A 22,793-nucleotide genomic window follows, 5' to 3' on the forward strand; every position below is an offset into this window, starting at 1 on the left:
TTTTCACGCCATTTATTCGGTTTGCAGATGCGAGAACAGCGGCAGCTCCTGCAAAAAGAGGATGTCGCTCCGGCCTGCAGCATCTCCCTCGGCCAGAATCGCAGCGCGCGCAACTACATGTCCACCCGCTTTGACGACCAAATCCTCGATCGCCTGCAACGATTTGCCCGTGCTGATGACATCATCAATGATCGCCACCCGCTTGCCGGCGATTTCCCGAGCGTCAGCCCCGTCAAGGCAAAGAATTTGCTTCTTCTGCGTTGTGATCGATTCCACCTCATTAATTAGCGGTGACTCCATATACGGCTTGGTACTTTTGCGTGCGACATAATATTTTTTCATGTTCATGACGCGGGACATCTCATGAATGAGCGGAATCCCCTTTGCCTCCGCGGTGATCAACACATCGACCTCTGGCAGCTTTTCGGCGAGCAGCGGTGCAGCAGCTGTGACCAGTTCGGTATCGCCGAGAATGACAAAGCTGGCGATGCTTACGTGTTCCGCGATCGGGATGATCGGCAAATGCCGGGTGATCCCTGCGATTTCCAACACGTATGTTTTTTCCATGACAGCCCCTCCTTTTATGCCAAATATGATAGTCGTTTTTGCCGGGAAATAAAATAAGCTGGCATCCTCAGACGACAGCTTTTTATCGCGCTTATAGTAGATTCCAATTTATCATTATTTTGCGGCAACTACAGTCGCAGTCGCTCTCAGCTGCTCATTTTGCTTCAGCAAGTCCAGAAAAGTTGCTTGAAACGGCTTTCTGTCACCTTTATTAAGCCATGGTATTTGGAGCATCCCGTTCATCCTCCTTTCTCAAATTCCGGTTGGTACTTATTAACAACAATATATCATTCAGAATTACATACCGTCAATTATTCATTCCGTTACCTATTTCACATTTTCATACGTTCAGATATTCACGCAAACGGGCCAATTGGGTAGAAAAGATATTTTCCATTCCGAAGTATCCCTCCCGCTTGCCGACGACTTGCGCGAACTTGCCATAAAGCCGGTTCAGGTAGCCATGATCCTCCCGGGCGTAAAACTGGAACGTGTCGGCATCAGGCGATTCTTCGGCGATCTGGCTGATGAGGCAACGGAAGCCGATGAGAAATTGCCGGCTGCTCCGATACTCCTTTTCTAGCATGACCGACTCCACGAATGCGATCTTTCCTTTCATCCCTGTCTCGGGATTGTCTGTTATGTACCGGTAATGTCCCCACCCAGCCATTTCGCCGCTATCATCTTCGATCATGATAATATGCGCGTCATTTATCACGTGCAGGATGTGTATGAGTGCCTCAGCCAACGAGCAGCTCGGATGGAAATCAGCGCGGTTGCGGATGAAGTAGAGCGTGTATTTCGCTCGGTCCTCGTCGGTCAGACACCGCCGGTAATGCAATGCCATTGAATGCACCTCCTAGTTCCGTCGTTCCTTGATCGTTTGTCTGACATGAGCGTCAATTTCCGGATGCTTTGCCAACAGATAGTGAAGCACCTTGCGTTGAAGCGTTAGCAACACGCATGGGGTCAACGCCGTCACGGTCGCGTTGCGCGGAGCATGTTCCAAAAGCGCAATCTCCCCGAAATGGTCGCCGTCTTCCAGTACAGCCAACCGAGTAAAACCGGCCTCCGTATCGGGAGCTTTCCTAGTGACCTCCACTCTGCCGCGAGCGATCAAATAAAACTTTTCGCCCACATCTCCTTCCTGAATGATCGGTTGCCCAGCCGAAACAGTCTCCGTGTTGAACAGATGCGTGATATCTTTGAGGACATCACGATCGACACCGCGAAAAAACGGAAGCAGTGACAGCCGCTCTTCGTCAATGGTCGCTTCCTGCCCGCCGGAGGAAATAGACAGCCCGCTCTGCTTCTCCCACAGCTTTTGATAGAGACCACCCATGTCCAACAGCTGCTGATGGCTCCCGCTTTCCGCCAGCTTCCCTTGATCGAACACAAAAATATGATCAACATCCTTGATCGACGACAGACGATGGGTAACGGTGATGACGGTCCGGTTACGGGAAAGCTCCGCGAACGTCTGGTTAATTGCTGCTTCCGCAATCGGGTCAAGCGCCGAGGTCGCCTCGTCCAAGAACAAGATGGACGGATCGCGCAAAATCGCCCGGGCGATTGCCAGCCGCTGACGCTGTCCCCCGGAAAAATTGTTTCCTTCGTCGTACACAACCGTCTCATAGCCGTCGGGAAGACTTGCAATATGTTCGTGAATCTCCGCCTTTTTGGCCGCTTCGATCACCTCGTCGAGACTAGCGTCGGGCTTGCTTACGCGGATGTTGTCCAGCAGTGTTCCTTGGAACAGGAAGTTTTCCTGAAAAACCACGCCAATCTGCTCGCGAAACACTTTGCGATCCACGTCTTGAAAGGGAGTGCCGTTAATTCGCATTTCTCCTTCATCAGGCTCATAAAAACCGAGCAGCATCTGCATCATCGTGCTTTTCCCCGATCCGCTGGAGCCTACGAATGCAGCTGTTGTTCCCGCCGGAATGGACATGCTGATTTGCTGCAGTGCCTGTCGCTTGTCATCATAAGCAAACGACAAGCGGTCCACCTCGATATCCGGGCGCCGCTCCTCCAAGCGGGCAGAGTCAGTCCCGCCTTGTGCCTCCCGGGGGTGGCTTAGCAACTGGTCGATCCGCTCCATGCTGATGAGCGCATCGGTAAAAACGGGGAGGATATACGTCAGGTTAAAGACCGAATTGCCCATCGAGGTGTACATGGTGAAAAATGCGACAAGCGCGCCTACTGTGATGTACGCTTCTAACGCCAAATAGGAGCCGAATCCGATAATCGTAAAGTTGATGAACAGCAGGCTGATCATCGGGATGCGTTCGAGCTGCGCACTCATCAAGTTTTTACTGTAATTGGCGACGGAAAACACCTTGAGTCGCGCAGTAAACGACTCGATCACGTCCGTTTGCAGGTTAAAGCCTTTGATCACCTTTTGCGCCTTGATGTTCTCCTGTACGACACCGAGCATCGCTGCCATTTTTTCACGATATGCCGTGTTCACTGACTGGGCGCGCCTCCCGAGCAAATAAGGGCCAACAAAGATCAGAGCCGCCCCGATCAGAATCAGCAGCGCCATGCTCCACTGCAAATAAAACAGCACAAGCGTGCTGATCAGCACGACGGAGAACGATTGAATGCCAATGGTCAGGATCGCCGTCATCGCATTTTCGATGGACGGCAAATCAGTGGAAAAATAGGAGAGCAGGTCACCGGATCGGGCTTTTTGGAAATAGCTGATCGGCAGGTGCTGCATCTGGGTAAACATCTTTCGGCGCAGATCAGCCTGCACGCGGGCATTTAATCGGGCCAGCACATAATCGCTCACAATTCCGCAGCCAACGCAAATCACGCCACTGATGCCGAGCACTTTCATCACCATGAAGAAATACGCGCTGTCATGCGGCTCGATTGCTTTATCGATCAAGATTTGAAAACTGAGCGGCGCCAGCGAAATAAATGCCAAATTAAGCAGCATCGTTAAGAAAAACAGTGCTATTAAAAGCTTGTAGGGCTGCAGATAGCGCAGCAGATTTTTAACGACCTTCAGCATAAAAGCGTCTCCCTGTCCACGTCATCGTTCGTTTCATCCGGAAAACCTCGCAACCTTTGCCAGCCACTCGGAAAACGCCGCCCGATATTCATTCAGTGGCCCGCTGTCTGTCTCACGAGTGGCAATCCGCTCTGACACTTTGGTAAGCAGCCGGTGTAATTTATCGTCAGCTGGGGCGAAGAACCGAATCTCGCTCACCTCGTGCTGTTTCACGATATGGTCCGTAAAAAATTGGAGCCCTTTACGAAAGACCGTATGACTTCGATATGGCTCAAGCAGATAAACGGCTTGTATTTGGACGACATGTGTATCCTGATAGTGATTTTCCCCGGTCCCCAAGATGTATCCCAAGGCACCGATATTTCTATCCTCACTTTCGTCAAAGCAGAGAATCGAGCCCTGCTGCATCAGGACCGGACTGGCAATAAAGCTCAGCGAGACTGGGAACGGATAAGGAAGGTGCAAGTCACGGTAATGCTCAAGTAAAAATTCGAGATAATTCTGATAGTCCATCTCGGATGCACATGCTGAAAAAGTACAGCTCATCCTCTTTTCGAGCCTCCTTGTGTTTACATATCAATGATCGCGAGCATTCCTAAAATAATCGAAAACGGGAATCTATCAACAAGAATACCGTAACTTCTTGGACTGGTAAATCATTTCCAAGGCACGGAGTCCTCCAGACCTCTTCCCTCCTGAAGCTGTTGCCGGTATTCTCCCGGCGCCTTCCCCGTCCACTTCTTGAATGCTGTATGAAACGCGCTAGGCTCTGAAAAATGAAGCAAATAAGCGATCTCTGCGACCGTCAGCTCAGGTTTGGCGAGATAGCGTTGAGCCAGCTCCTTCCTTACTTCATTTGTCAATCGGCTATAGGACGTGTGCTCTTGGGTAAGCTTGGCCTGCAAGGTTCTTACTCCCATACGCATTTCCTTCGCCACTTCCCGAATGGATGGTAAATGGGACGGCATACACTCGATGATCCATTTGCTCAGCTGATTCGTTAATAGGGTGCCTTGCGTCAGCTTCCCCTTTGCTTCCTCGGCAATCGTCTCAAAAATACCTAGCAGGCGTGCATCGGCACGAATGATAGGATAATCGAGCACTTCTTTCTCCAAGCGAATCGCGTTGGCGGCCTGACCAAAATCAGGATTCACGCCGAATACTTGTAAATAAGGCTCCACGTTCAGTGGTCGCTCATGCATAAAGGTGACCTTCTTAACCGCAATCAATCGCCCGCTTAACACGAGCATGATTTGATAGAGCGATGCAGCCATGTCCTCAATGCAGTGGCGGCCTGGTGGTGTTTCACTATCACGAAGTGACAGATGGATGAGGATGTCCGGTCCTTCTCCCACCCATGTCACGTTAAAGTTGCTGCAGATGATCAGGTTATACTTTTGATAGGCTTCCAACGCTTTACCGAGCGTTTTCGAATGAAGCATGACATAGCCCGGCACGCCCAAATCTGATAGATTCATCTCTTGGCCTTGATGCAGGCCAAAAGCATCATCCCCAGTAAAGGCGGCTGCAGCCTGAACGATCCGCTCAAATTCAACCTCGGGAATACGTGCGTCCTCTTGGTGGATCAAACTCGCATCGATCGAGGCCATCGCGCAAAACGAGTCCCACCCCAGCCCTTTGCGCACGATCGTTCTCATAATGGGAAGCAGGAATGAAGCTGCCACTCCATGAATTTTCATAGCGTCATTCCTTTCTTTGCGCAAACGATCATGAATTTGGCGTTTGGCATCATGTTCCGTATCACATGTGCTTATTATCATTGAACCATAGGATTGATCACTTCACAGTAAGAAAATGCGTATATCAAGGAGGACGTACAATGAAAAAAAAGATAGCGGTTATCATCGGTCATCCCGATTCAAAAAGCTATTGCAACACCTTAGCCCAAGCTTACGTGCAGGGAGCTCAATCGCAAGGCGCAGCAGTGCGCATCATCGATCTTAGCCAAATCAACTTTAATCCCAACCTGCAATATGGATACCGCCAGCGAACCGAGCTGGAGGAAGATTTGCTTGCAGCGCAAGAAACCATCCGGTGGGCCGATCATCTCGTGTTTGCCTATCCGACCTGGTGGGGTACCATGCCCGCCATTTTGAAAGGATTTATCGATCGCGTCTTCTTACCCGGCTTTTCCTTCCGGTCTAAGCCGGGTTCGCTTCTCACGGAGAAGCTGCTTACGGGGAAAACCGCCCGCCTGATCGTAACGATGGATTCACCGCTTTGGTACTACCGCTTCTTTTTGAAGCGGGCGGGACATCACATCATGAAGCGCGGCATCCTACAATTTTGCGGCGTCAATCCGGTGCGAATTACAGAGATCGGCATGGTGAAAACCTCTTCCGTGCAAAAATTGGAAAACTGGATTCGGCGCATTCAGGAATTGGGGATGAAAGAAGCGTAAGCCCAAAATGCGCCGGCATAGCAAATCCCTCCGCATAAGCCGCTGTGGAGGGATTTGCTATGCAGCTTCTTTTTCTTAGAAGATCACTTTGTTCTATTCTTCCCCTTTTCCTGAATGACCCCCCATAAATTTCTGCTCGGATCAAAAAATTTGAGTACCCACCCAAACCCTTCTTGTTGGAAATGCGTAATCTCTGCCTTGCTTTTGTTCAGTTGCTCATAGATCGACTGTATATCATCGGTTGCAAAGAGAAGGACAGGCATCTCTTGCCCATTGACGGAGAAGGTGGCTGACGTGTCGTCTTCAGTCTCCCACAGCATGAGCAAAGGCCCGGCTGGAAGTGCCAGAAATGCACTTGTTCCATAGTGATCCTTCAGTGCAAAGCCCAAGTTCGCTTGATACCATCGCACAGATTGATCGAGATCTTTCACCGGAATCTGTATGTGGAACAGCGATGTCAATTGGGATGCTTGCCGATTCTGAATGGGGCTTTCCTCTAAATACCCTTCATTCGATTGATTGTTTGCCATCTCACACAGCTCCTTGTCGTTCTGTTTTCCGCCAGACGTTTTTTCTTTCCTGATACAATAACAACAACTCCGCCTCAAGAATGAGGGAAAATCCATCCACTTCCACTATAATCAGGTAGGTATTGTTCATTTGTTCGCTTCATCAGGCGTTTTTCCTTGTTCATATTCAGTTCATAAACACTGATTATTCTTGCCTGAGAATAAATTTGGAAATAGGAGTGTACGTAATGACCATCCAAAAGGAAAACAACAAAAAGCTCGTCTTGATCGGCTTGCTGATCGGCCTGATTTTTGCCGAGCTGGACGAAACCGTTGTTTCGACGGCCATGCCGACCATTATCCGCGAATTGCATGGTTTGTCACTGTACGGTTGGGTCGCAGGCGTTTACATGCTGGCCGTGACCATGTTCATGCCGATCCTCGGAAAACTCGCAGACCTGTATGGTCGCAAACGTGTTTATCTCAGCTGCATGGCTCTTTTCATCACCGGTTCTATCGTCAGCGGCCTCGCCACCTCGATGATCATGCTTCTGGTCGGCCGGGGGATACAAGGCATCGGCGCAGGCGGATTGATGCCGCTCGCCTTAGTCATTATTGGCGATACGTATCCGTTGGAGCAGAGGGCCAAAATCCAAAGCCTTTTCGGGCCGTTAATGATACTTCCACAGCTGCTCGGCCCTACGATCGGCGGTTACATGGTCGGGCACGTGAACTGGCACTGGGTATTTTTGATTAACATCCCCGTCGGCATTTTGGCTGCTGTCGTCCTGTCGATCGGCATGCGCGAATCGCGCAGCGAGGAGAAGCGCAGTATCGACTGGGCAGGCGCCATCACCTTGGTTCTCGCCCTGCTTTCACTGTTGCTCGCACCGGTGCTCATCGATAACAACGGATTGTCGTGGTCGTCCCCGATCATCATTGGCATGCTCGTGCTAGCTGCACTGTTCATCGCGTTGTTCATCTGGATCGAAGCCAAAGTCAAGGAACCGATCATTCCGCTGCACTTGTTCCGCAACCGAAATGTCGTTGTCCTGTCGACTCTCGTCATGATTCTGATGCTCGGGATCATGGGCGGCATTGCGACTTTCCCGTTCTTTGCCCAAAACGTCATGGGCCTGACGCCAACGGCTGCTGGCTATCTGACGCTTGCCTTCATGGCTGGAGCGATTCCGTCCAGCATCGTAAACGGCTTTCTGATCACAAAGGTGCCGTACCGCAACCTATTCATCACCTGCTTCATCTTGCCGATCATCGGCTTCTACCTGATGTCGCAGATTGGTGTCGACACCAGTGTGCTCTATATCGTTATCACTTTCTTCATCATCGGCCTTGGAATCGGCGCGTTGTTTGGAGGCGACAACCTGATCGTGCAAGAATCCGTCGAAAAAGAAAACAGCGGGGTCGCGCTCGGTACGGTGCAATTGTTCCAATCACTCGGGGCAACTATTGGACTCAGCATTTTCGGCAGCCTGCTTTCTCGTAACATCAAGGAAGGCGTCGCCGGGCTGGCTGACCAGCTCCCGGCAGGAAAAGTGGAGAACATTGCCACAGGCGGAATTCCCGCAGGCTTGGCGCCTGATTTGGTTGATAAGATTCAAAGCGTTTTTGCGGGAGCATTTCAACACATTTTCTTCATCTCGCTGTTTTTTGTCATCGCCTCATTTTTCGTCACGTGGTTTATGAAGAAAGAAATTTTGTCGAAACGAGAAGAAGAGCCTGAACAAGTTGGAGCTTAGTACAAACACAAAAAAGAGGCTAACCTATTCGGTCCAACCAGACCGTCGGTTACCTCTTTTTTCATGTGTACGGCTCTATTGCGCTGCGTTTTCCAGCACCCGCTTCAACGACTGCAAATCGTGCTGAACCATTTCGGCATCGTGGGCAAATTGTTCATCCGACATTCCCAGTCGCTGAAACAGGGTAAAGATCACTTCACAGCCATCGCCATTGGCCAACACCCTCATCGGGTTCCAAACCGATTCATCACTGCCAACCGGGCACACATCATGATCAAGCACGCCAAACGGATTTGCCTCGGCAAACCGGACGCTGACCAGCCCCTCTGGCGTCTCCATTACCCATTGGCCATCCTCCGAGTTATGGATCCCCAAACAAAAAGCCGTTGCCCATGCAGGAAAATTCGCAAAGTCGCGGATATAGGCATACACTTCCTGGGGCTGACGCGCGATGGACACTTGCACTGTAGTCGACTGCAAAAGATTCATTTCATCGTCTCCTTTCCTCTATACGGATTGGCGAAACTGGTTTCAGTATACCGAGTCACTTGGACAAAGGATTGTAAAAAACAGACGCTTTGTGGAATTCTTTTGCCGCAAGCAGAGGCGATTCCCCATAAAACCGTTTGAAATCATGGATAAAATGGGCTTGGTCAAAATATCCGTAATCGACCGCGACATGTCGCCAGTCGAGTGCAGCTGTTTCAGCAAGCTTGATCCTTTTCACGACAGACTGAAACCGAACGATTTCACTAAACCTTTTCGGACCAAAACCGATCCATTGATCAAACTTCCGCTGCATTTGCCGAGGGCTGATCCCTTCCGCATCAGCCAGCTCGCGTATGCCGACAACACCCCCCGATGCAAAGATCCGGTGCAGCAGATTGCTCATCCGGACGTCCTTCCTTATGCCCCGCTCTCCTCTAGCTGTAAGGCGCTTCAGCAAAAAGGACTCCATGATTCGCACTTTTCCTGCCAACGAACCTTCTGCCAGCAACTGTTCCCCCAGATCGTTTCCCAAGATTGGCCATATGTTATCCAATTCCATGTGCTGATTTGCATGTTCAGAAAGTGAAGTTTGGACGAAAGGATACGCCCCTCCAGGAAAAAATCGTACGCCAAACTTTTCCGTTGGCCTAGCAAGATCGTAAGCAATGACAAAAGGATGGTCATATACACCGCAGTAACGCGACAGGCATCGCTGCCCCTGTTCATCGTGCTCGAACAAAAGGTCGGTGCAGCCATCTGGCAATACGCGATCGATTGCACCCTCCTGCACCTGTTCTGTTCCTGTTTTGTGGATTATCCGCCGCGGCTCGGACAACCAATAGCAACTGACAAATGGCCGCAATGCCGGTGAAGGCAGTACCTCGACATAATGATGGGAAGGATCGCGACCGTTAGCTTGTATAGGGCGAAACAATTGGCCAAGCGTTGCCTCCATCGAGTTCCTCCCAACGAATTTTGACATAATTGAACGTGCTTCGTTTATTTTGGGGATGGAAGGCTTCCTTTTTGCAAGACCCATGTGCTCATGCTGCGCAGACCGGCGACCTGCACGGTTTTCAGCGGTTCGATGAGATTTCCGCCCAACTCATCCGTAATCCGCATCATCATCTCCTCGGTAACGAGGAAACGATCGCTTCCGTCTGGCAGGTGGTATCGACCATTTCCCAACGGCTCCACCTGTGATTCAATTCCAATGGAAGACGCCAACCTTACAAATAACACGCCGCCTGGCTTCAGTACGCGCCAAAGTTCGTGGAGCATTTGCTGAAAGTGCTCCTCATGTTGGGCAAAATGCAGCACAGCACTGCTGATCACAAAATCAAAGCTGTCCGCCTCAAAGCTCATCTGCTCGACCGTCTCCACCCTGGCCTGATCTGCAGACCAATCCGGTGCCAGCTCCGATCCAAGCTTTTGCACCGCTTGAATGGCCTCCGCCGAACGATCTACCGCATAGATGTTATATCCGTTCCGCAAAAAGTAAGGAAGATTGCGCCCACTGCCGCAGCCGGCGTCGAGGATGCGCATGTCTTTTGTAATCCTGCCCTTTAGCAACTGATCGAATAGGTAAATGTCGATCGCGCCGAATTGTTCGATAAGCTCCATGTTCCATCGCTCCTTTTCTATCCATTCACTAGAAAACCTGGCTACGCCAAGCTTTTTGGCGGAGCCGCGGTTGCACTTATACTGGATAAGAATTTTATAAATTCTTATCTGTACAAGAAAAAAGCGGCCGCCTTCCAAGTCATGGTGATGGATGACTTTTGAAGCAACCGCCATTTATGTAACAATGCCGAATTCTCCCGTTATCTTGAGGAAGATGCGGCCTTCAGCCCCTCATCAAGCTGCAAGAATACCTTCTGTAGCCCCTCTTTCGGGATGTGGTCATATTGATCGCCCACACTCAATTCAAAATAGCAGCCTCCGCTATCGTTTTCCCTCAAATTGCCCGTCAGTCCAATTCCCGTCGATTCATAGATCGATATTAGGAGCGGTTCGACAAGTTCTTTTGGCGATGAGATATGCACATGGAACATGTTGGACACAGGCTCAACCGGACGCGTTTCCACCCCATGGCATTGATTGAAGGAACCAGCCAGCTCTTTTGCATTGTCGTAGTATTGCCCCATATTTGGCAAACGCTGCTCGAAATAATGATCCGAGCTGACGATATACGGATACAAGCTGATCAAATCGCCGCCATGGCGCCTTTTCCACACGACCGATTCTTTCAGGAAGCTATCATCTCCCGCAAGAATAGCACCCGCAATCCCACCAATTCCTTTATAAAAGGAGACATAAACGCTATCAAACAGCTGGCAAATCTCTTCAGCCGTCTTTTGGTAATAGGGAAGAATTTCAAACAGTCTAGCACCATCTAGATGCAGCTTAATCCCTTTTTCGCGGCAGTAGGCCGAAATCGCGACAAGCTCTTCATAATTCGGCAGTTGACCGCCGATTTCGCGCTGTGGCAATTCCAGCAGCAGACAAGCGATATCCTCGCCGATGTTCACGACATCTTCCAATCGAATCAAGCTGTTTTTGTCCGCTAGCAAAATCGGTTCAATCTGGTGTAATTCTTTCAAACCGTCTTCCTCATGAATTTCGAGATGGCAAAGAGGATGATACGCCACCCGTTTGATCCCTTTGCGATCACACCAAATGCGCAGCGCGATCTGCTGTGCCATCGTGCCGCTCGGGAAAAAGACCGCAGCTTCCTTGCCTAAAACCTGCGTGATTTTCTTTTGAAAGTCTTCAATAATCGCGCCCTTACCGTACATATCGCTTTCTAAACTGTCATCCAGGTCGCTCAAAGACTCCTTCAACGCGTGAATCGTTCGCGGCCCATGACCAACCCCACGGAACGCAGTTTGTTTAAACGCTGCCAACAGATTCTTTTCAGTCATGATACGGCACAGCTCCTCTCCCATTCCTTTACGATGCCGGTCGCCTATGATGGCAGCAACGCCGCTGCTTCCACAATCTCCAGCGTCAGGTTTTCCTGTGCAGTCAAATCGATTTCATATGGCTGCACTCTTTGTTGCTCAGCATCTTGGATGATCCGGATTTGCGGCCGACCGACGGCGTGGAAATTGTACTCGGACACGATGCCCACGCGGCCGTCATTCAGCTTCACCGTCAATCCTGGCGGGTAGATGGCAATACATTTTTTGAACATATCCACCTGCCGACTGTCAAACTGCGTTCCGCTTCCGGCGTACAAAAGCTCCAGCCCTTTATGCGGCAGCTCCGCCGACCGATAGGGGCGCGGATTCGTCACCGCATCAAACACATCGATGACGCTGATGATCTTGGCATACCGATGGATCTCATCCCCGGTGAGACCTCTCGGATAGCCGGTCCCGTCGATTCTTTCGTGGTGCTGCAAAGCGCAATGGGCGACAGGCAAGGGAATTTCGTGCACTTTGCGAATCGTATCAAAGCCCAGCTGGCAATGCAGTTTGACCTGCTCAAACTCCTCGTCCGTCAGCTTGCCGGGCTTTTGTAAAATATCACGGGAAACGTACAGCTTGCCCAAGTCATGCAGCATGGCCCCGAGCCCGATTTCCTCGATGTCTTTAAGCGGCAAACCGTTTTCAAGAGCAAGCTGACACGAATAAATCGCCACATTCAAGCTGTGGGTATAAACGTAGCTTTCCTGGATTTTGGTCGTCGCCAGCAGATTGATCGCCATGCGGTTTTCGGTCAGGCTCGAAATAATACCGCGAAAAATCTTTTGGAAACTGCGGATTGCCCGTCCGGATTTCATCATGCTTTGAATATTCGTATGCGCCACACTGAGCTGCGCGATGTCACTCAGCCCTACTTTGATCGTATTGATCGCTTCCATCCGCAGCTCCTCAGGAACCGCATCGACAATCTCGATTCCTTCCGAGGCCTCATCTTCGATATAGATTATGGAAACGTTATATTGTTTCAGCTTATCAATCAGCTTGTCTGTGAGCTCGACACCCTCAGCCAAAAGAACGACGCCATTTTCATTATAAATCGGCCGTCCGAGTTTGATGCCTGCCTGGCATTGATCCAATGATATTAGTCGCATGTTGTTTTTCCACCTTGATCACGGGTAATGATGCTTTGACTCTCACGGTATACTATCTTACACAACCGGGCACAAATTTCCTGTAAGGATTTAACGAAGAATTGGGGTAAACTGTAGATTTGTCAGGTTGCTGGCGATAGCTGCACATCAATGGTGGAGGCATTCAGTGAACGTCCCAAACCAAAAAAGATTGCCCGAACCGTCATTGAGCATTCATGACGGCTAGGGCAATCCCTTAATTCATATGCATGCGTGTTCGAAATTTCGCACCTATACCTTTTTCACAAACTCCGATTTCAGCTGCATCGCTCCGAAACCGTCGATTTTGCAATCGATGTCATGGTCGCCTTCCACCAGACGAATATTTTTGACGCGCGTGCCGATTTTGATGACCGACGAGCTCCCTTTTACTTTCAGGTCTTTGATGACCGTAACCGTGTCACCATCGCTCAGCACATTTCCATTGGCGTCTTTCACAACCTTTTTCTCTTCGGCGGATTCTCTCTCCGCACCTGGCGACCATTCATGGCTGCATTCCGGGCAAATCAGGAGGCTGCCATCCTCGTACACGAATTCGGAGCTGCATTTTGGACAATTTGGTAAGTTGGACATTCCGTTCTCCTTGGGTTTATTGATGGTTGGTTTTGCTTTGAGTTCATTATAGCAAAAAGAGAGAAGGTAGATGAAATAGCTCAGCAGTGCTGGGGAATCACCTACTCAGCAAGGTGACCAATAAAGTCGTGAAGGAATGACGAAAAGCAGCCTCACCGGTAAGCCGTGTGGCTGCTCCATCCCATGTATCTTTACCATTCCTGACTACCCCGCTATAACCGTTACCGTATTATCGCCTTGATTCGCCATGTAAACGCGGTTGTTTTTCTCATTGACGACACCCGACAAAGTACTAACCCCGACTGGGACGTTGGCAATGATCTTGTTGTTCACTCCGTTAATGACAAATACTTTCTCTCGAGACGAACCCCCGATTGCGGTGGCGACGTAAATACGATTCAGTTGTCGGTTCACGACTGCCAGAACCGGAGATTCACCGTCCACGACCGTGGCTATCACTTTGTTGGTTGCCCCGTTGATGACAGCCACGTTTCGGCTTCCCGTCGTATCATCCGGTGCATAGATCCGGTTTGTGACCGGGTTGATGCCCATGGTACCAACGCTGCCGACACCGGAGATGATTGTAATCAACTTATTCGTGAGCCCGTTGACTACAGCGATCGTGCCGGCTTGCGTTGACGTAGCGGCATAAATCCGGTTCGTACGTAAATTGATGGCCAGCGAGGAAGGTTTATTCCCGATCTTGATGGTCTTGATCACCTTATTCGTACATCCGTTGATAACCGACATCGTATCCGCACCTGTATTCGCCACGTAGATGCGGTTGTTGAACGGATTGACAACAACAGTATCTGGTAAACCAGTCAGGTTCTGCTTGCCGACTTTTATGGTGGCAACAATCCTTTTTTGCCTACCGTCAATGACAGTTAAGGTGTTTTTCTGGATGTTTAGTGAGTAGACCAAATTAGTACGTACATTTACCGCAATCGATGAAAAAACTCCTCCCACGTTGAACCTTTTGATGAGCGTATTCGTCCTACCGTCGATGATGAATAATTTCCCCGCTGACCCAGCGACGTAAATCCGGTTCGTAAACGGATTGATGGCAACAGTAGCCGCACCCGTCACGCCTTTGATGGTCGTAATGACTCGATTTGTGCCGCTGTCAATGACCGATACGCTACCACTACTGTTGTTCGCCACATACAGCTTGTTTGTACGTCGGTTTAGCGCGATATCGAACGGTCCCTTTCCTACTCGTATCGTTTTAATCACTCTTATTGTACGAATTGAAATCTCCCCCTCGTGTCCCATCATACTTATCCAATTTATTCAGGACCGATGCAAGAAGCTTGGTTATCTGTCTTACCCAGGAAAACAAAAAATCCCGACGATTTGATCGTCGAGATAATACATCGCTCGCTCCGAGACATCAAAAAGGCGCTCAAAACCCCGTTGCCGATTCCTTAAATGGTGTTCTTACGCGGGTACACCATGCCGAATAAGAACATTCTTCACTCTCTCACTCCCCATTGCTTGATTTGGCAATGGAACCCCTGCTTCGATGAGCCTCTCTGCAACCGCAGCATAATCCCCTTTTGGATTTTGAATATAAAGTGATCCCCAAATACAGCTGTTCATGGGTGTTCCACCGAATTCGTTCAAAATTGCTATAGATGCACCATGCTCAAGTAGCAGTCGGACGATTTCATAGTCTCCTTGTTCTGCCGCACGGTGAAGAGCCGTCATCGAATGATTATTGTGGCGTGCATCCACGTCAAAACCAACATCCAACATGAGCCGAACCGCATCTTCATTACGATCACGTGCTGCATCACAAATTATACTCTGGTCTTCCAGCTGCAGAGATTGGACAATGTCCAAATGTCGTCTCACCATGTTTTGGACAGTTTCTGTGTCCGCCCGCATACAAGCAAGCAGAAAACGTTGCTCAACTGAACTGTACGACAGCATCAGCTCCACAATCGCTTCATGGCCCAAACGTTCCTCAAGAAAGAGCGGCTTCGCAGCAACGCCGATATTGTACTCATAAATATGTCCACCAACAGCGGTAAAGTCCCCTTTCCCCACCTGGGCTTGAAGAGCTTGCGGTTCCTCTTGCAAAACTTTGTGGACAAGCTCGATATCCCCCAGCTTACAAGCCATGAAGATATCTATCTGGGCACCGCGCTTGATTAAATGTCTGCATTTTTCCGGATTATTAACGGCATATTGTGCCGGTGAACTGTTATGGTCAATATCCCGCTTATCAATGTCAGCCCCGTGATCCAACAGGAAATCGATGACCTCGGGCGAAAGGGCAAAATGCAAAGGAACCTGCCCATCTGGGCCACGCTGATCGACTACGCCCGGATCCTTCTCTACCATCTTCTGCAGGATATCGAGCATTCCCAAAGCAGCCGCAGCATGCGGATCGACATAGGCTCCGCGCTCAATAAGGTACCTTGATAAGTCGTGATGAGGTTGATGCAGTACACCAAATCCTCCCGCCCACCAGCTGCTTTTGGCGTTGATGTCCGCCCCATATTGCAGCAGTACGTCAACCATCTCACGGCTTCCTCTTTGTGCAGCACTCACAACCGCCGGTGAATCAAAGGCAAACCATGGCTCGTCAATTTGCGTAACAAGCAATGGATGGCTTTGCAATAAGCGCGTTGCCGCTTCTGGGTCGTTTCTATCAACTGCCTGTTTGAATTGTTCGATGACCATGGTGTCTGACTCATTCTTTGAAAGATTGGAATGGTTGTTCGTGTCGGTCATAACAATACCTTTCCCCCTTAATCAAGACCTGCTTCCGTATAGTCTACCATGAGGTTTTGAAAACCAATTTGAATTTGGTCTATTGTAATATGGGAATTATCCCCTTACCATTCCCAACTACGCGCTATTTGACGACACCTGCCGATGTGCTAAGCCCGACTCGGGCGTTGGCAATTAAACGTAGGTAAATATTGACATCCAAAACGAGCCAATGATACGATTTGTTTTAATTTCATGTCATATCGGAGGTGGCCTATGAGAAAAAAACTACAAGTCTACATATCGTCTACTTTTGCCGATTTAGTTGAGGAAAGACATGCCGCTGTAGAAGCTGTACGTAAAGCCGGTCACATCCCTGCTGGAATTGAGCTTTTCTACAAGGAAAGTAAAATAGAAATTATTAAGAGATGGATCGATGAATCTGATGTATATATCCTCATTCTCGGAGGATTCTATGGTTTAACGCTTCCTGATGAATCAAAAAGTTACACTCATTGGGAATATGATTATGCCGGAGAAATTGGTAAACCTAGATTTGCTTTTATTGTCACGGATGAGGCATTAAGACAAAAGCCATACGACTTTCTAGCAATAGAACACTATCAGAAGTACCAAGAGTTTAAGCAAACAGTATTTGAAGAAATACCTACATTTTATGCTGAAGATGTACGGCACATTCAGTTGGTTATTCGTGATAAATTGCCAGAGTATGAAGGAAGAACCGATTTGTATGGCTGGGTTTCTGGCAAGGATGCCCCAGACGTACAAAAGTTATTGGAAGAGAATGCAGGTTTGTTGAAAGAGAATGCTAAATTACATGCTGAGTTAGAGAAATATAAAAGAGCATAAGAACCAAGGAATGAACAACAAAAGACACTATAACTAGTGTCTCTTTTTATTTAAAGAACTTTTACACTTCTATTTAGTTGCATAAGAAAGCCATGGCTCGTATGTTTTGATAACTACTTTCTACCCAAAACTCTATATAATTACCATTTTTTATAATTCCAAAAGGTTACATTTCTCGACATAAATCCACAATAAAATTGGGTCTTTATTAACATTTTATCCTTTTTTGGGTATGTTAATATGTTAACCAGGGATAGGCCTTTACTCTTAAATATATAAATCGGAGATGATAATTTGGCCACTGAAACAGAAAAAAAAGGACTTAGTTGGTTCAAAGGAGTCCTGTCTAATCAAAACCAATCGGAGAAAAAAAGTGCAGAACCGAAAGAAGCCGTAACGGTTATGGTTGTAGAAAAACCGACGGATATGATGAACGAGACTGAGCAATTAGTTGCAGATAGCAAACATATTTTTCCAAAAGATAACCAGGATAAAATAGCATTGGATGTCATTGTTTCTATTGAAAACATGCTTAAGGAACGTCAATTGCTAACATTCAAAAATAAAGGTCTTGAAGATCAACTAGATACAGCAAATGAAACAATTAATCGTTTTAAACATGATCAAATTAAAAAAGATCAACTTTTACAAGAAAAAAACAAGGAAATTCGTGAATTAGAAAATAGCCTGACAAGCAAACAAATGAAGTATGATCAACTCCTTGAGGATTATAAGGAGTATCAACATACATCAAATATGGAATATAAAAAGATTACAAATCAACTTGAAACAGAAACAGCTAAATACAGCAAACTTTATGAAGAGTCTACGAATACCCAATATCAAAGTATGTTAAAGATCAATGAGCTTGAAGATAAAATTAGAAGCCTTGAGATAGAAAATCAAAAATATGAAGTACAGTATCTAAAAATTGTTGATGAAAAGGCAGAATTAATGCAAACCATTAATGATTTTACAGAGAGAATGACCCTCTCTTTCTCACCAAAAGCAACTGCTTCTAATCTATCACATTCAGAATAAACAACCTGTTAGTTCGTGTATTTTACAACTAGAGAAAGGAGGGCAAAATGTCAGTTTACCATGGAAAAGTTCTTGAACTAGTGGCTATTGAAAATATTAACGAAAAATCGTATTTGCGCATAAAATTATCCTCTGAACAAGAAATTGAACTTTTTTGGGAAGTTGACAGTGATACTGCTGGAAATTTGATGACAATATTTCAATTTGATCGCAATCATAAATACAGATTATCGTTACATACAACATTAGACACAATCAAAAAGCAATACAAAAGTTTACTTACAAGAACATATCTCGACAAAAGTGATCGGATTTATTTTACCTGTTCAGTGAATTACAAAAACGCTCTAGACTCTATTAAAAACACCCAAAGTTTCAATCATTTACATAAATTTCCGTTTTTATCTTCGAATCCATCAGGAATTGACGGAACAAAGAGTGATCAGACAAATAATCCAGACGGGGTAGTGATCCCAAAAGGATTTAAGCTTCCATTCAAATGGGTAAGTCTCACCGCCATGATTAGTGTTATCGTTACCATACTGTTTGGATATTCAAATCACTCGTATTCAAATAAAACAACAATCAATACAACAACGATTGCCCATGCAGAAGCGGTAACTGTCGAAGACAAAAAAACACAAGTTGTTTCACCTGATACTACATTAGTAAAAGATGATACTACTCAAACTGGTCTACCTTATATAGAACTCGATGACTTCATAACATACAGTATTCCAAAAGGATACGTATCCCTTACATTCGACGATGGCCCATCTAAATATACAGAAAAGATCGTTAATATATTAAAGAATTATAAGGTTGGCGGTACTTTTTTCTTCGTGGGAAATAACGTAAAAAAACATCCTGACTATGTGCAATATGTTCAATCAAATGGCTATTCGATTGGCAGCCATTCTATGAATCATTTGAAAATGTCGAGCCTCTCCTATGAACAACAAGAAGATGAATTTATACAATCTACTAAAGCAATAGAGAATATTACGAATGAAAAAGTAGTCCTCTTTCGACCACCTTATGGAGCGTTAAATCAACAAATAAAAGATATCATCCATGATAATCAGGACAAAATTGTACTTTGGAATCGGGATACGATTGATTGGAAGACTCGTGATGCAGATAAAATTTTTACTTATGTTCGTAACACTGAAGCATCCGGCTCAGTAATCCTTTTGCATGAATCACAAGCTGTTATTGATGCTCTACCGAGAATAATTGAATACTTGCAAGATCAGAATCTAAAAATTGTTAGTTTACAGTAAATCAATTGACCTTAATAAACGTTAAAAGAGCAGGGAGTTTCCCCTGCTCTTTTTGTGTGAGATTATCTAGTCAACAACCAAAAACCGTCGCCGTCACTTATGATAAGGTTCCCCCCGAACAATCCGAAACCCACGATAAACCTGCTCCACCAAAATAAGCCGCATCAACTGATGCGGAAACGTCATCTTTGAAAACGACAGCTGCGCATCCGCCCGCTTCAACACCTCTGTCGACAACCCCAGCGACCCGCCGATCACAAACGCTACCTGGCTTTTCCCATACGTCGCGAGCCGGTCCAACTCCGACGCAAGCTTCTCCGACGACCACATCTGCCCGTCGATCGCCAGTGCAATCACATGCTGATCCGGCTTCAGCTGGGCCAAAATGCGCTCACCTTCCTTGCGCTTCACCTGCTCCATCTCCGTTGCGCTCAGCTCTTCCGGCGCCTTTTCATCCGCGACCTCGACGACCTGCAACTTGCAATACGCCGTCAACCGTTTGCTGTATTCCTCAATACCTTCCTTCAAATACTTCTCCTTCAGCTTTCCAACCGTCACAATCGTAATCTGCACGTTCCTTACATCCCCTTCTCTTTCAGCAGCACAATCTCGCCAGTGCCACCACACTCACCACAGACATGTGGTACCGTCTCATCTTCCACGTCAGCCCGTCTGAATGTATCGGGTGCTGTTTCATACTGATCCACATATTCATCTATCGCAACTTCCACGTCTTCCATGCAGCTCACCACAACCGGAAAACCCGCCTGCAGCTCTACGTCTTTCCCTTGAATCCGGAGTGTCCGCTCTTTTGCATCTTCGTTTTTCATCGTATTATTCGTCCTCTTTTCCCTCTATTCTTCTGTTTCTATTCTACCCAATTCCCAACCATTGCACAAAAAAGAAAGAGGCACCCGTAACAGGTACCTCTTCCAACCACATTAGTTATTGCTACCTTGCTGCTGACTCAATTTCACAGTTGCGGTCTTTTTGAAGCCATCTCGATAGTAGGTTACAACTACGTCATCGCCTGGTTTTTTGTTCAGAGTCAGATACTTGCGCAATTGAGCGCTGCTTGTGATATCCGTGTCATCCAGTTTGGTGACCACATCGTATTCCTTCAATCCCGCCTTGGCTGCAGGCGAGAACTGTTCGGTGTTCATGATGACCACACCGCTATTGACGTTATCTGGCAGGTGAAGTGTTTGTGTCCAGTGGTAACGAGGGATATTGGTAAGGTCGCGCGGCGTGATACCGATATAAGCACGAACCAGTTTGCCGTCTTTCATGAGCTGGGCGCTGATTTTTTTCACGTCGTTGATCGGAATGGCGAAGCCCAGACCTTCTACGCCTTCCTTGGAAATTTTCATCGTGTTGATCCCGATAACCTGTCCGTACATGTTCACCAATGCGCCACCGCTGTTACCTGGGTTGATCGCTGCGTCTGTCTGCAGCACGTCCAGCTCCCATTCAGGCTGTCCGTCTCCATCCAGATCAACTGGCATCGAGCGGTTCAGCGAGCTGACAATCCCTTGGGTAACGGTACGTGAGAATTTCATCCCGAGCGGATTCCCGATCGCAATCGCAGGCTCGCCTACCTTCAACGAGGATGAGTCTCCCAATTCGGCAACGCTGGTCACTTTGGAGCCATCGACTTCAAGCACCGCCAAATCGCTCAGCGGGTCGGCACCCAAAATTTTCGCATCCACTTTATCTCCACTCGCCAAATACACTTCTACCTTTTCCGCACCAGAGATGACGTGGTTGTTGGTGATGATGTGGGCTTTGCCGTTTTTCACTTCAAAAATAACGCCGGAGCCTTCCCCAGTCTCCACACTGCTCGATTGGTTGGACCACATGTCCGTTTGCTTTTGAATGTTGACGATCCCAACCACGGCATTTTCGACTTTTTCAACTGCGCGGACCGTTGCTGTATCTACATTAACCGAGATTGGCTGCGAAACAGCTGTTGGCATGATCGAGTTGCCCATCGCCAATGCAGAGGTTCCCGATTGAATTGCTGGAATATATCCTGATTTTGAAATAGCCGGGAGCATTAAAAGAACGACCATACCACCGATGACAGCGGAGGTCACGGAGGTCATCACCATTTTGCCGACTCCCAGATCCCTTCGCTTGCGTCGTTCCGTTTTTTCGTACATGTCATCATAGTATCCCATTATTCCTCTCTCCTTCCACACGTTACTAGCTTATCTGCTTCCGCAGTTCGTTATACTTCCTTCGACATCCTTAGTATACGAAACACTTTCGGCAAAGTGGCGTGAGAATTATGGAAAGCTTGTGGAATCGCCTATTTGCCGTAGGCATAGAACCACAAGGGCCGGCGTATACTAGGAAGTAAAACACAATGGAAAGGATGACCAATCGTGAGCAATCACTTTTCTCCCTTTCAGGAAGTCAATGTATTGGCCAAGCTGGCTGATTTGCAAGAGACTGAATACCACAATACCGTTTTGCTCCACGGCATCATCGAGTTGCTCATTCAAAAAGGCGTGCTGACGAGAGAAGAGCTACTCGCCAAAGCACGCCAAATCGATACACAATTAAGTCAACAACTGCCTTCTGCCAATAAAGTAGTGCCTTTCTCGGTGCCTACAGCTCCTCCATTTTCGTAGGGCGGTGCGGATAGGTTTCACGCAAAAAGACATCATCGCCGACCTTCAGCCCTTTTTCCTCGAGAATGTTCTTCACTGTCAGCTGCGCCAGCTCCATCATGTTGTTCTCTTTGCTCAGATGCGCGAGATAGACTCGTTCTGCTTGACCCTGTAACAAATCGGTCAGCGCCTCGCCCGCCGTCTCGTTGGACAAGTGTCCCACATCACTCAGGATGCGCCGTTTGATACTCCACGGGTAATGGGACATCCGCAGCATCTCCACATCATGATTGGATTCAAACACATAGGCATCCGCCCCGCGAATCGTCTCCTTGATCTTGTTGCTCACATACCCCAGATCGGTCGCAACACTGAGCTTCTTCTGCCCATGATAAAAGCAAAATCCCATGGGCTCGACAGCATCGTGTGAAATGCCGAACGACTCTATCCCTAAGTCTTCGAATTCCTTTTTCTCGCCAATCTCAAAAAACATCTGATGCTCCGGCACGATCGTGCCAATCTGTCCGTCCAAGGCGCCCCACGTTTTCCGGTTGGCAAAGATCGGGATGCCGTATCGCCGGGCGAAGACGCCGATGCCTTTGATATGGTCGACGTGCTCATGCGTGACCAAAATCGCTTTAATCTCCTTCGGATCGACGCCGACCTCTTTCAGCGAAGCATCTGCCTGTTTGCCTGTTATCCCCACATCGATCAAGACGGAGGTTCGGTCGGTGCCGACATAGATGGCATTGCCCGTACTTCCGCTTGCCAGTACGCTAAATCTCAACCTTCATCGCCTTCTCCCAT

Annotated in this window: 24 protein-coding genes; 6 read left to right on the top strand and 18 right to left on the bottom strand. The window is 47.8% G+C overall.

Annotated features, from left to right (window positions below):
• Nucleotides 1–12: 12 nt before the first annotated feature.
• The 5 genes from EDM56_RS22210 to EDM56_RS22230 form a co-directional block, all read right to left on the bottom strand.
• Entirely contained in the window at nucleotides 13–567 is a 555-nt protein-coding gene (locus EDM56_RS22210) for a phosphoribosyltransferase family protein (RefSeq protein WP_122920115.1), read from the bottom strand.
• A gap of 340 nt (nucleotides 568–907) precedes the next feature.
• Nucleotides 908–1,414 carry a GNAT family N-acetyltransferase gene (locus tag EDM56_RS22215; RefSeq protein ID WP_122920116.1) on the bottom strand — a complete coding sequence of 169 codons (507 nt, stop codon included), beginning with the start codon at nucleotides 1,412–1,414 and terminating at the stop codon, nucleotides 908–910.
• A gap of 12 nt (nucleotides 1,415–1,426) precedes the next feature.
• Nucleotides 1,427–3,586, bottom strand: a complete 2,160-nt coding sequence (locus EDM56_RS22220; RefSeq protein WP_122920117.1) for an ABC transporter transmembrane domain-containing protein — start codon at nucleotides 3,584–3,586, stop codon at nucleotides 1,427–1,429.
• A 33-nt stretch (nucleotides 3,587–3,619) separates the two neighbouring features.
• The gene (locus tag EDM56_RS22225) at nucleotides 3,620–4,132 is read right to left on the bottom strand and encodes a hypothetical protein (RefSeq protein WP_122920118.1); all 513 of its coding nucleotides are present in this window, start codon (nucleotides 4,130–4,132) and stop codon (nucleotides 3,620–3,622) included.
• Nucleotides 4,133–4,242: 110 nt separating this feature from the next.
• Complete coding sequence (locus EDM56_RS22230; RefSeq protein ID WP_122920119.1) at nucleotides 4,243–5,286, bottom strand: AraC family transcriptional regulator; 1,044 nt, start codon at nucleotides 5,284–5,286, stop codon at nucleotides 4,243–4,245.
• Nucleotides 5,287–5,426: 140 nt separating this feature from the next.
• Here EDM56_RS22230 and EDM56_RS22235 point away from each other — a divergent pair, with 140 nt between their 5' ends.
• Nucleotides 5,427–6,008, top strand: a complete 582-nt coding sequence (locus EDM56_RS22235; RefSeq protein WP_122920120.1) for an NAD(P)H-dependent oxidoreductase — start codon at nucleotides 5,427–5,429, stop codon at nucleotides 6,006–6,008.
• An 83-nt stretch (nucleotides 6,009–6,091) separates the two neighbouring features.
• Here EDM56_RS22235 and EDM56_RS22240 read toward each other — a convergent pair whose 3' ends face one another.
• Entirely contained in the window at nucleotides 6,092–6,538 is a 447-nt protein-coding gene (locus tag EDM56_RS22240) for a VOC family protein (protein ID WP_122920121.1), read from the bottom strand.
• A 227-nt stretch (nucleotides 6,539–6,765) separates the two neighbouring features.
• Here EDM56_RS22240 and EDM56_RS22245 point away from each other — a divergent pair, with 227 nt between their 5' ends.
• Nucleotides 6,766–8,274 (top strand): MDR family MFS transporter, encoded by a 1,509-nt coding sequence (locus EDM56_RS22245; RefSeq protein WP_122920122.1) that lies wholly within the window; start codon nucleotides 6,766–6,768, stop codon nucleotides 8,272–8,274.
• A gap of 75 nt (nucleotides 8,275–8,349) precedes the next feature.
• On the opposite strand, the gene EDM56_RS22250 is transcribed toward EDM56_RS22245, so the two are convergent.
• From EDM56_RS22250 to EDM56_RS22285, 8 genes are all read right to left on the bottom strand, one after another.
• On the bottom strand, nucleotides 8,350–8,763 hold the full coding sequence (locus tag EDM56_RS22250) for an SRPBCC family protein (RefSeq protein WP_122920123.1): 414 nt from the start codon (nucleotides 8,761–8,763) through the stop codon (nucleotides 8,350–8,352).
• Between the two features lie 55 nt (nucleotides 8,764–8,818).
• Nucleotides 8,819–9,718, bottom strand: a complete 900-nt coding sequence (locus tag EDM56_RS22255) for an AraC family transcriptional regulator (RefSeq protein ID WP_122920124.1) — start codon at nucleotides 9,716–9,718, stop codon at nucleotides 8,819–8,821.
• A 44-nt stretch (nucleotides 9,719–9,762) separates the two neighbouring features.
• Nucleotides 9,763–10,386, bottom strand: a complete 624-nt coding sequence (locus tag EDM56_RS22260) for a class I SAM-dependent methyltransferase (protein ID WP_122920189.1) — start codon at nucleotides 10,384–10,386, stop codon at nucleotides 9,763–9,765.
• A 200-nt stretch (nucleotides 10,387–10,586) separates the two neighbouring features.
• Nucleotides 10,587–11,687 carry a threonine aldolase family protein gene (locus tag EDM56_RS22265; RefSeq protein ID WP_122920125.1) on the bottom strand — a complete coding sequence of 367 codons (1,101 nt, stop codon included), beginning with the start codon at nucleotides 11,685–11,687 and terminating at the stop codon, nucleotides 10,587–10,589.
• A gap of 44 nt (nucleotides 11,688–11,731) precedes the next feature.
• Nucleotides 11,732–12,844: an HD-GYP domain-containing protein gene (locus tag EDM56_RS22270; protein WP_122920126.1), complete on the bottom strand. Its 1,113-nt coding sequence runs from the start codon at nucleotides 12,842–12,844 to the stop codon at nucleotides 11,732–11,734.
• Between the two features lie 270 nt (nucleotides 12,845–13,114).
• Nucleotides 13,115–13,456, bottom strand: a complete 342-nt coding sequence (locus EDM56_RS22275) for a zinc ribbon domain-containing protein YjdM (RefSeq protein ID WP_122920127.1) — start codon at nucleotides 13,454–13,456, stop codon at nucleotides 13,115–13,117.
• 204 nt (nucleotides 13,457–13,660) lie between these two features.
• On the bottom strand, nucleotides 13,661–14,731 hold the full coding sequence (locus EDM56_RS22280; RefSeq protein ID WP_183192555.1) for a YncE family protein: 1,071 nt from the start codon (nucleotides 14,729–14,731) through the stop codon (nucleotides 13,661–13,663).
• A gap of 165 nt (nucleotides 14,732–14,896) precedes the next feature.
• Nucleotides 14,897–16,198: an ankyrin repeat domain-containing protein gene (locus EDM56_RS22285; protein WP_122920129.1), complete on the bottom strand. Its 1,302-nt coding sequence runs from the start codon at nucleotides 16,196–16,198 to the stop codon at nucleotides 14,897–14,899.
• A 255-nt stretch (nucleotides 16,199–16,453) separates the two neighbouring features.
• Here EDM56_RS22285 and EDM56_RS22290 point away from each other — a divergent pair, with 255 nt between their 5' ends.
• The 3 genes from EDM56_RS22290 to EDM56_RS22300 all read left to right on the top strand — a co-directional run bounded on the left by EDM56_RS22290 (nucleotide 16,454) and on the right by EDM56_RS22300 (nucleotide 19,371).
• Nucleotides 16,454–17,047, top strand: coding sequence for a DUF4062 domain-containing protein (locus EDM56_RS22290; protein ID WP_122920130.1), 594 nt, complete (start codon nucleotides 16,454–16,456; stop codon nucleotides 17,045–17,047).
• A gap of 294 nt (nucleotides 17,048–17,341) precedes the next feature.
• Complete coding sequence (locus EDM56_RS22295; protein WP_122920131.1) at nucleotides 17,342–18,088, top strand: AAA family ATPase; 747 nt, start codon at nucleotides 17,342–17,344, stop codon at nucleotides 18,086–18,088.
• Nucleotides 18,089–18,135: 47 nt separating this feature from the next.
• Entirely contained in the window at nucleotides 18,136–19,371 is a 1,236-nt protein-coding gene (locus EDM56_RS22300; RefSeq protein WP_122920132.1) for a polysaccharide deacetylase family protein, read from the top strand.
• A gap of 93 nt (nucleotides 19,372–19,464) precedes the next feature.
• On the opposite strand, the gene rlmH is transcribed toward EDM56_RS22300, so the two are convergent.
• The 3 genes from rlmH to EDM56_RS22315 all read right to left on the bottom strand — a co-directional run bounded on the left by rlmH (nucleotide 19,465) and on the right by EDM56_RS22315 (nucleotide 21,551).
• Nucleotides 19,465–19,944, bottom strand: a complete 480-nt coding sequence (gene rlmH / locus EDM56_RS22305; protein WP_122920133.1) for a 23S rRNA (pseudouridine(1915)-N(3))-methyltransferase RlmH — start codon at nucleotides 19,942–19,944, stop codon at nucleotides 19,465–19,467.
• Between the two features lie 5 nt (nucleotides 19,945–19,949).
• Entirely contained in the window at nucleotides 19,950–20,201 is a 252-nt protein-coding gene (locus tag EDM56_RS22310; RefSeq protein WP_122920134.1) for a CxxH/CxxC protein, read from the bottom strand.
• Between the two features lie 111 nt (nucleotides 20,202–20,312).
• Nucleotides 20,313–21,551, bottom strand: coding sequence for a S1C family serine protease (locus tag EDM56_RS22315; protein ID WP_122920135.1), 1,239 nt, complete (start codon nucleotides 21,549–21,551; stop codon nucleotides 20,313–20,315).
• 207 nt (nucleotides 21,552–21,758) lie between these two features.
• Here EDM56_RS22315 and EDM56_RS22320 point away from each other — a divergent pair, with 207 nt between their 5' ends.
• Nucleotides 21,759–22,007 carry a hypothetical protein gene (locus EDM56_RS22320; protein WP_122920136.1) on the top strand — a complete coding sequence of 83 codons (249 nt, stop codon included), beginning with the start codon at nucleotides 21,759–21,761 and terminating at the stop codon, nucleotides 22,005–22,007.
• Here EDM56_RS22320 and EDM56_RS22325 read toward each other — a convergent pair.
• Nucleotides 21,985–22,773 (bottom strand): MBL fold metallo-hydrolase, encoded by a 789-nt coding sequence (locus EDM56_RS22325; protein ID WP_122920137.1) that lies wholly within the window; start codon nucleotides 22,771–22,773, stop codon nucleotides 21,985–21,987. The genes EDM56_RS22320 and EDM56_RS22325 overlap by 23 nt on opposite strands.
• Nucleotides 22,774–22,793 lie beyond the last annotated feature (20 nt).

The sequence above is a fragment of the Brevibacillus fluminis genome (assembly GCF_003710825.1).
Classification (GTDB): Bacteria; Bacillota; Bacilli; order Brevibacillales; family Brevibacillaceae; genus Brevibacillus_D; species Brevibacillus_D fluminis.

Bases quoted from the DNA above. Each gene is read 5' to 3' on its own strand.
- EDM56_RS22210 (WP_122920115.1), bottom strand. From the start codon at position 567: ATGGAAAAAACATACGTGTTGGAAATCGCAGGGATCACCCGGCATTTG.
- EDM56_RS22215 (WP_122920116.1), bottom strand. From the start codon at position 1,414: ATGGCATTGCATTACCGGCGGTGTCTGACCGACGAGGACCGAGCGAAA.
- EDM56_RS22220 (WP_122920117.1), bottom strand. From the start codon at position 3,586: ATGCTGAAGGTCGTTAAAAATCTGCTGCGCTATCTGCAGCCCTACAAG.
- EDM56_RS22225 (WP_122920118.1), bottom strand. From the start codon at position 4,132: ATGAGCTGTACTTTTTCAGCATGTGCATCCGAGATGGACTATCAGAAT.
- EDM56_RS22230 (WP_122920119.1), bottom strand. From the start codon at position 5,286: ATGAAAATTCATGGAGTGGCAGCTTCATTCCTGCTTCCCATTATGAGA.
- EDM56_RS22235 (WP_122920120.1), top strand. From the start codon at position 5,427: ATGAAAAAAAAGATAGCGGTTATCATCGGTCATCCCGATTCAAAAAGC.
- EDM56_RS22240 (WP_122920121.1), bottom strand. From the start codon at position 6,538: ATGGCAAACAATCAATCGAATGAAGGGTATTTAGAGGAAAGCCCCATT.
- EDM56_RS22245 (WP_122920122.1), top strand. From the start codon at position 6,766: ATGACCATCCAAAAGGAAAACAACAAAAAGCTCGTCTTGATCGGCTTG.
- EDM56_RS22250 (WP_122920123.1), bottom strand. From the start codon at position 8,763: ATGAATCTTTTGCAGTCGACTACAGTGCAAGTGTCCATCGCGCGTCAG.
- EDM56_RS22255 (WP_122920124.1), bottom strand. From the start codon at position 9,718: ATGGAGGCAACGCTTGGCCAATTGTTTCGCCCTATACAAGCTAACGGT.
- EDM56_RS22260 (WP_122920189.1), bottom strand. From the start codon at position 10,386: ATGGAGCTTATCGAACAATTCGGCGCGATCGACATTTACCTATTCGAT.
- EDM56_RS22265 (WP_122920125.1), bottom strand. From the start codon at position 11,687: ATGACTGAAAAGAATCTGTTGGCAGCGTTTAAACAAACTGCGTTCCGT.
- EDM56_RS22270 (WP_122920126.1), bottom strand. From the start codon at position 12,844: ATGCGACTAATATCATTGGATCAATGCCAGGCAGGCATCAAACTCGGA.
- EDM56_RS22275 (WP_122920127.1), bottom strand. From the start codon at position 13,456: ATGTCCAACTTACCAAATTGTCCAAAATGCAGCTCCGAATTCGTGTAC.
- EDM56_RS22280 (WP_183192555.1), bottom strand. From the start codon at position 14,731: ATGGGACACGAGGGGGAGATTTCAATTCGTACAATAAGAGTGATTAAA.
- EDM56_RS22285 (WP_122920129.1), bottom strand. From the start codon at position 16,198: ATGACCGACACGAACAACCATTCCAATCTTTCAAAGAATGAGTCAGAC.
- EDM56_RS22290 (WP_122920130.1), top strand. From the start codon at position 16,454: ATGAGAAAAAAACTACAAGTCTACATATCGTCTACTTTTGCCGATTTA.
- EDM56_RS22300 (WP_122920132.1), top strand. From the start codon at position 18,136: ATGTCAGTTTACCATGGAAAAGTTCTTGAACTAGTGGCTATTGAAAAT.
- EDM56_RS22310 (WP_122920134.1), bottom strand. From the start codon at position 20,201: ATGAAAAACGAAGATGCAAAAGAGCGGACACTCCGGATTCAAGGGAAA.
- EDM56_RS22315 (WP_122920135.1), bottom strand. From the start codon at position 21,551: ATGGGATACTATGATGACATGTACGAAAAAACGGAACGACGCAAGCGA.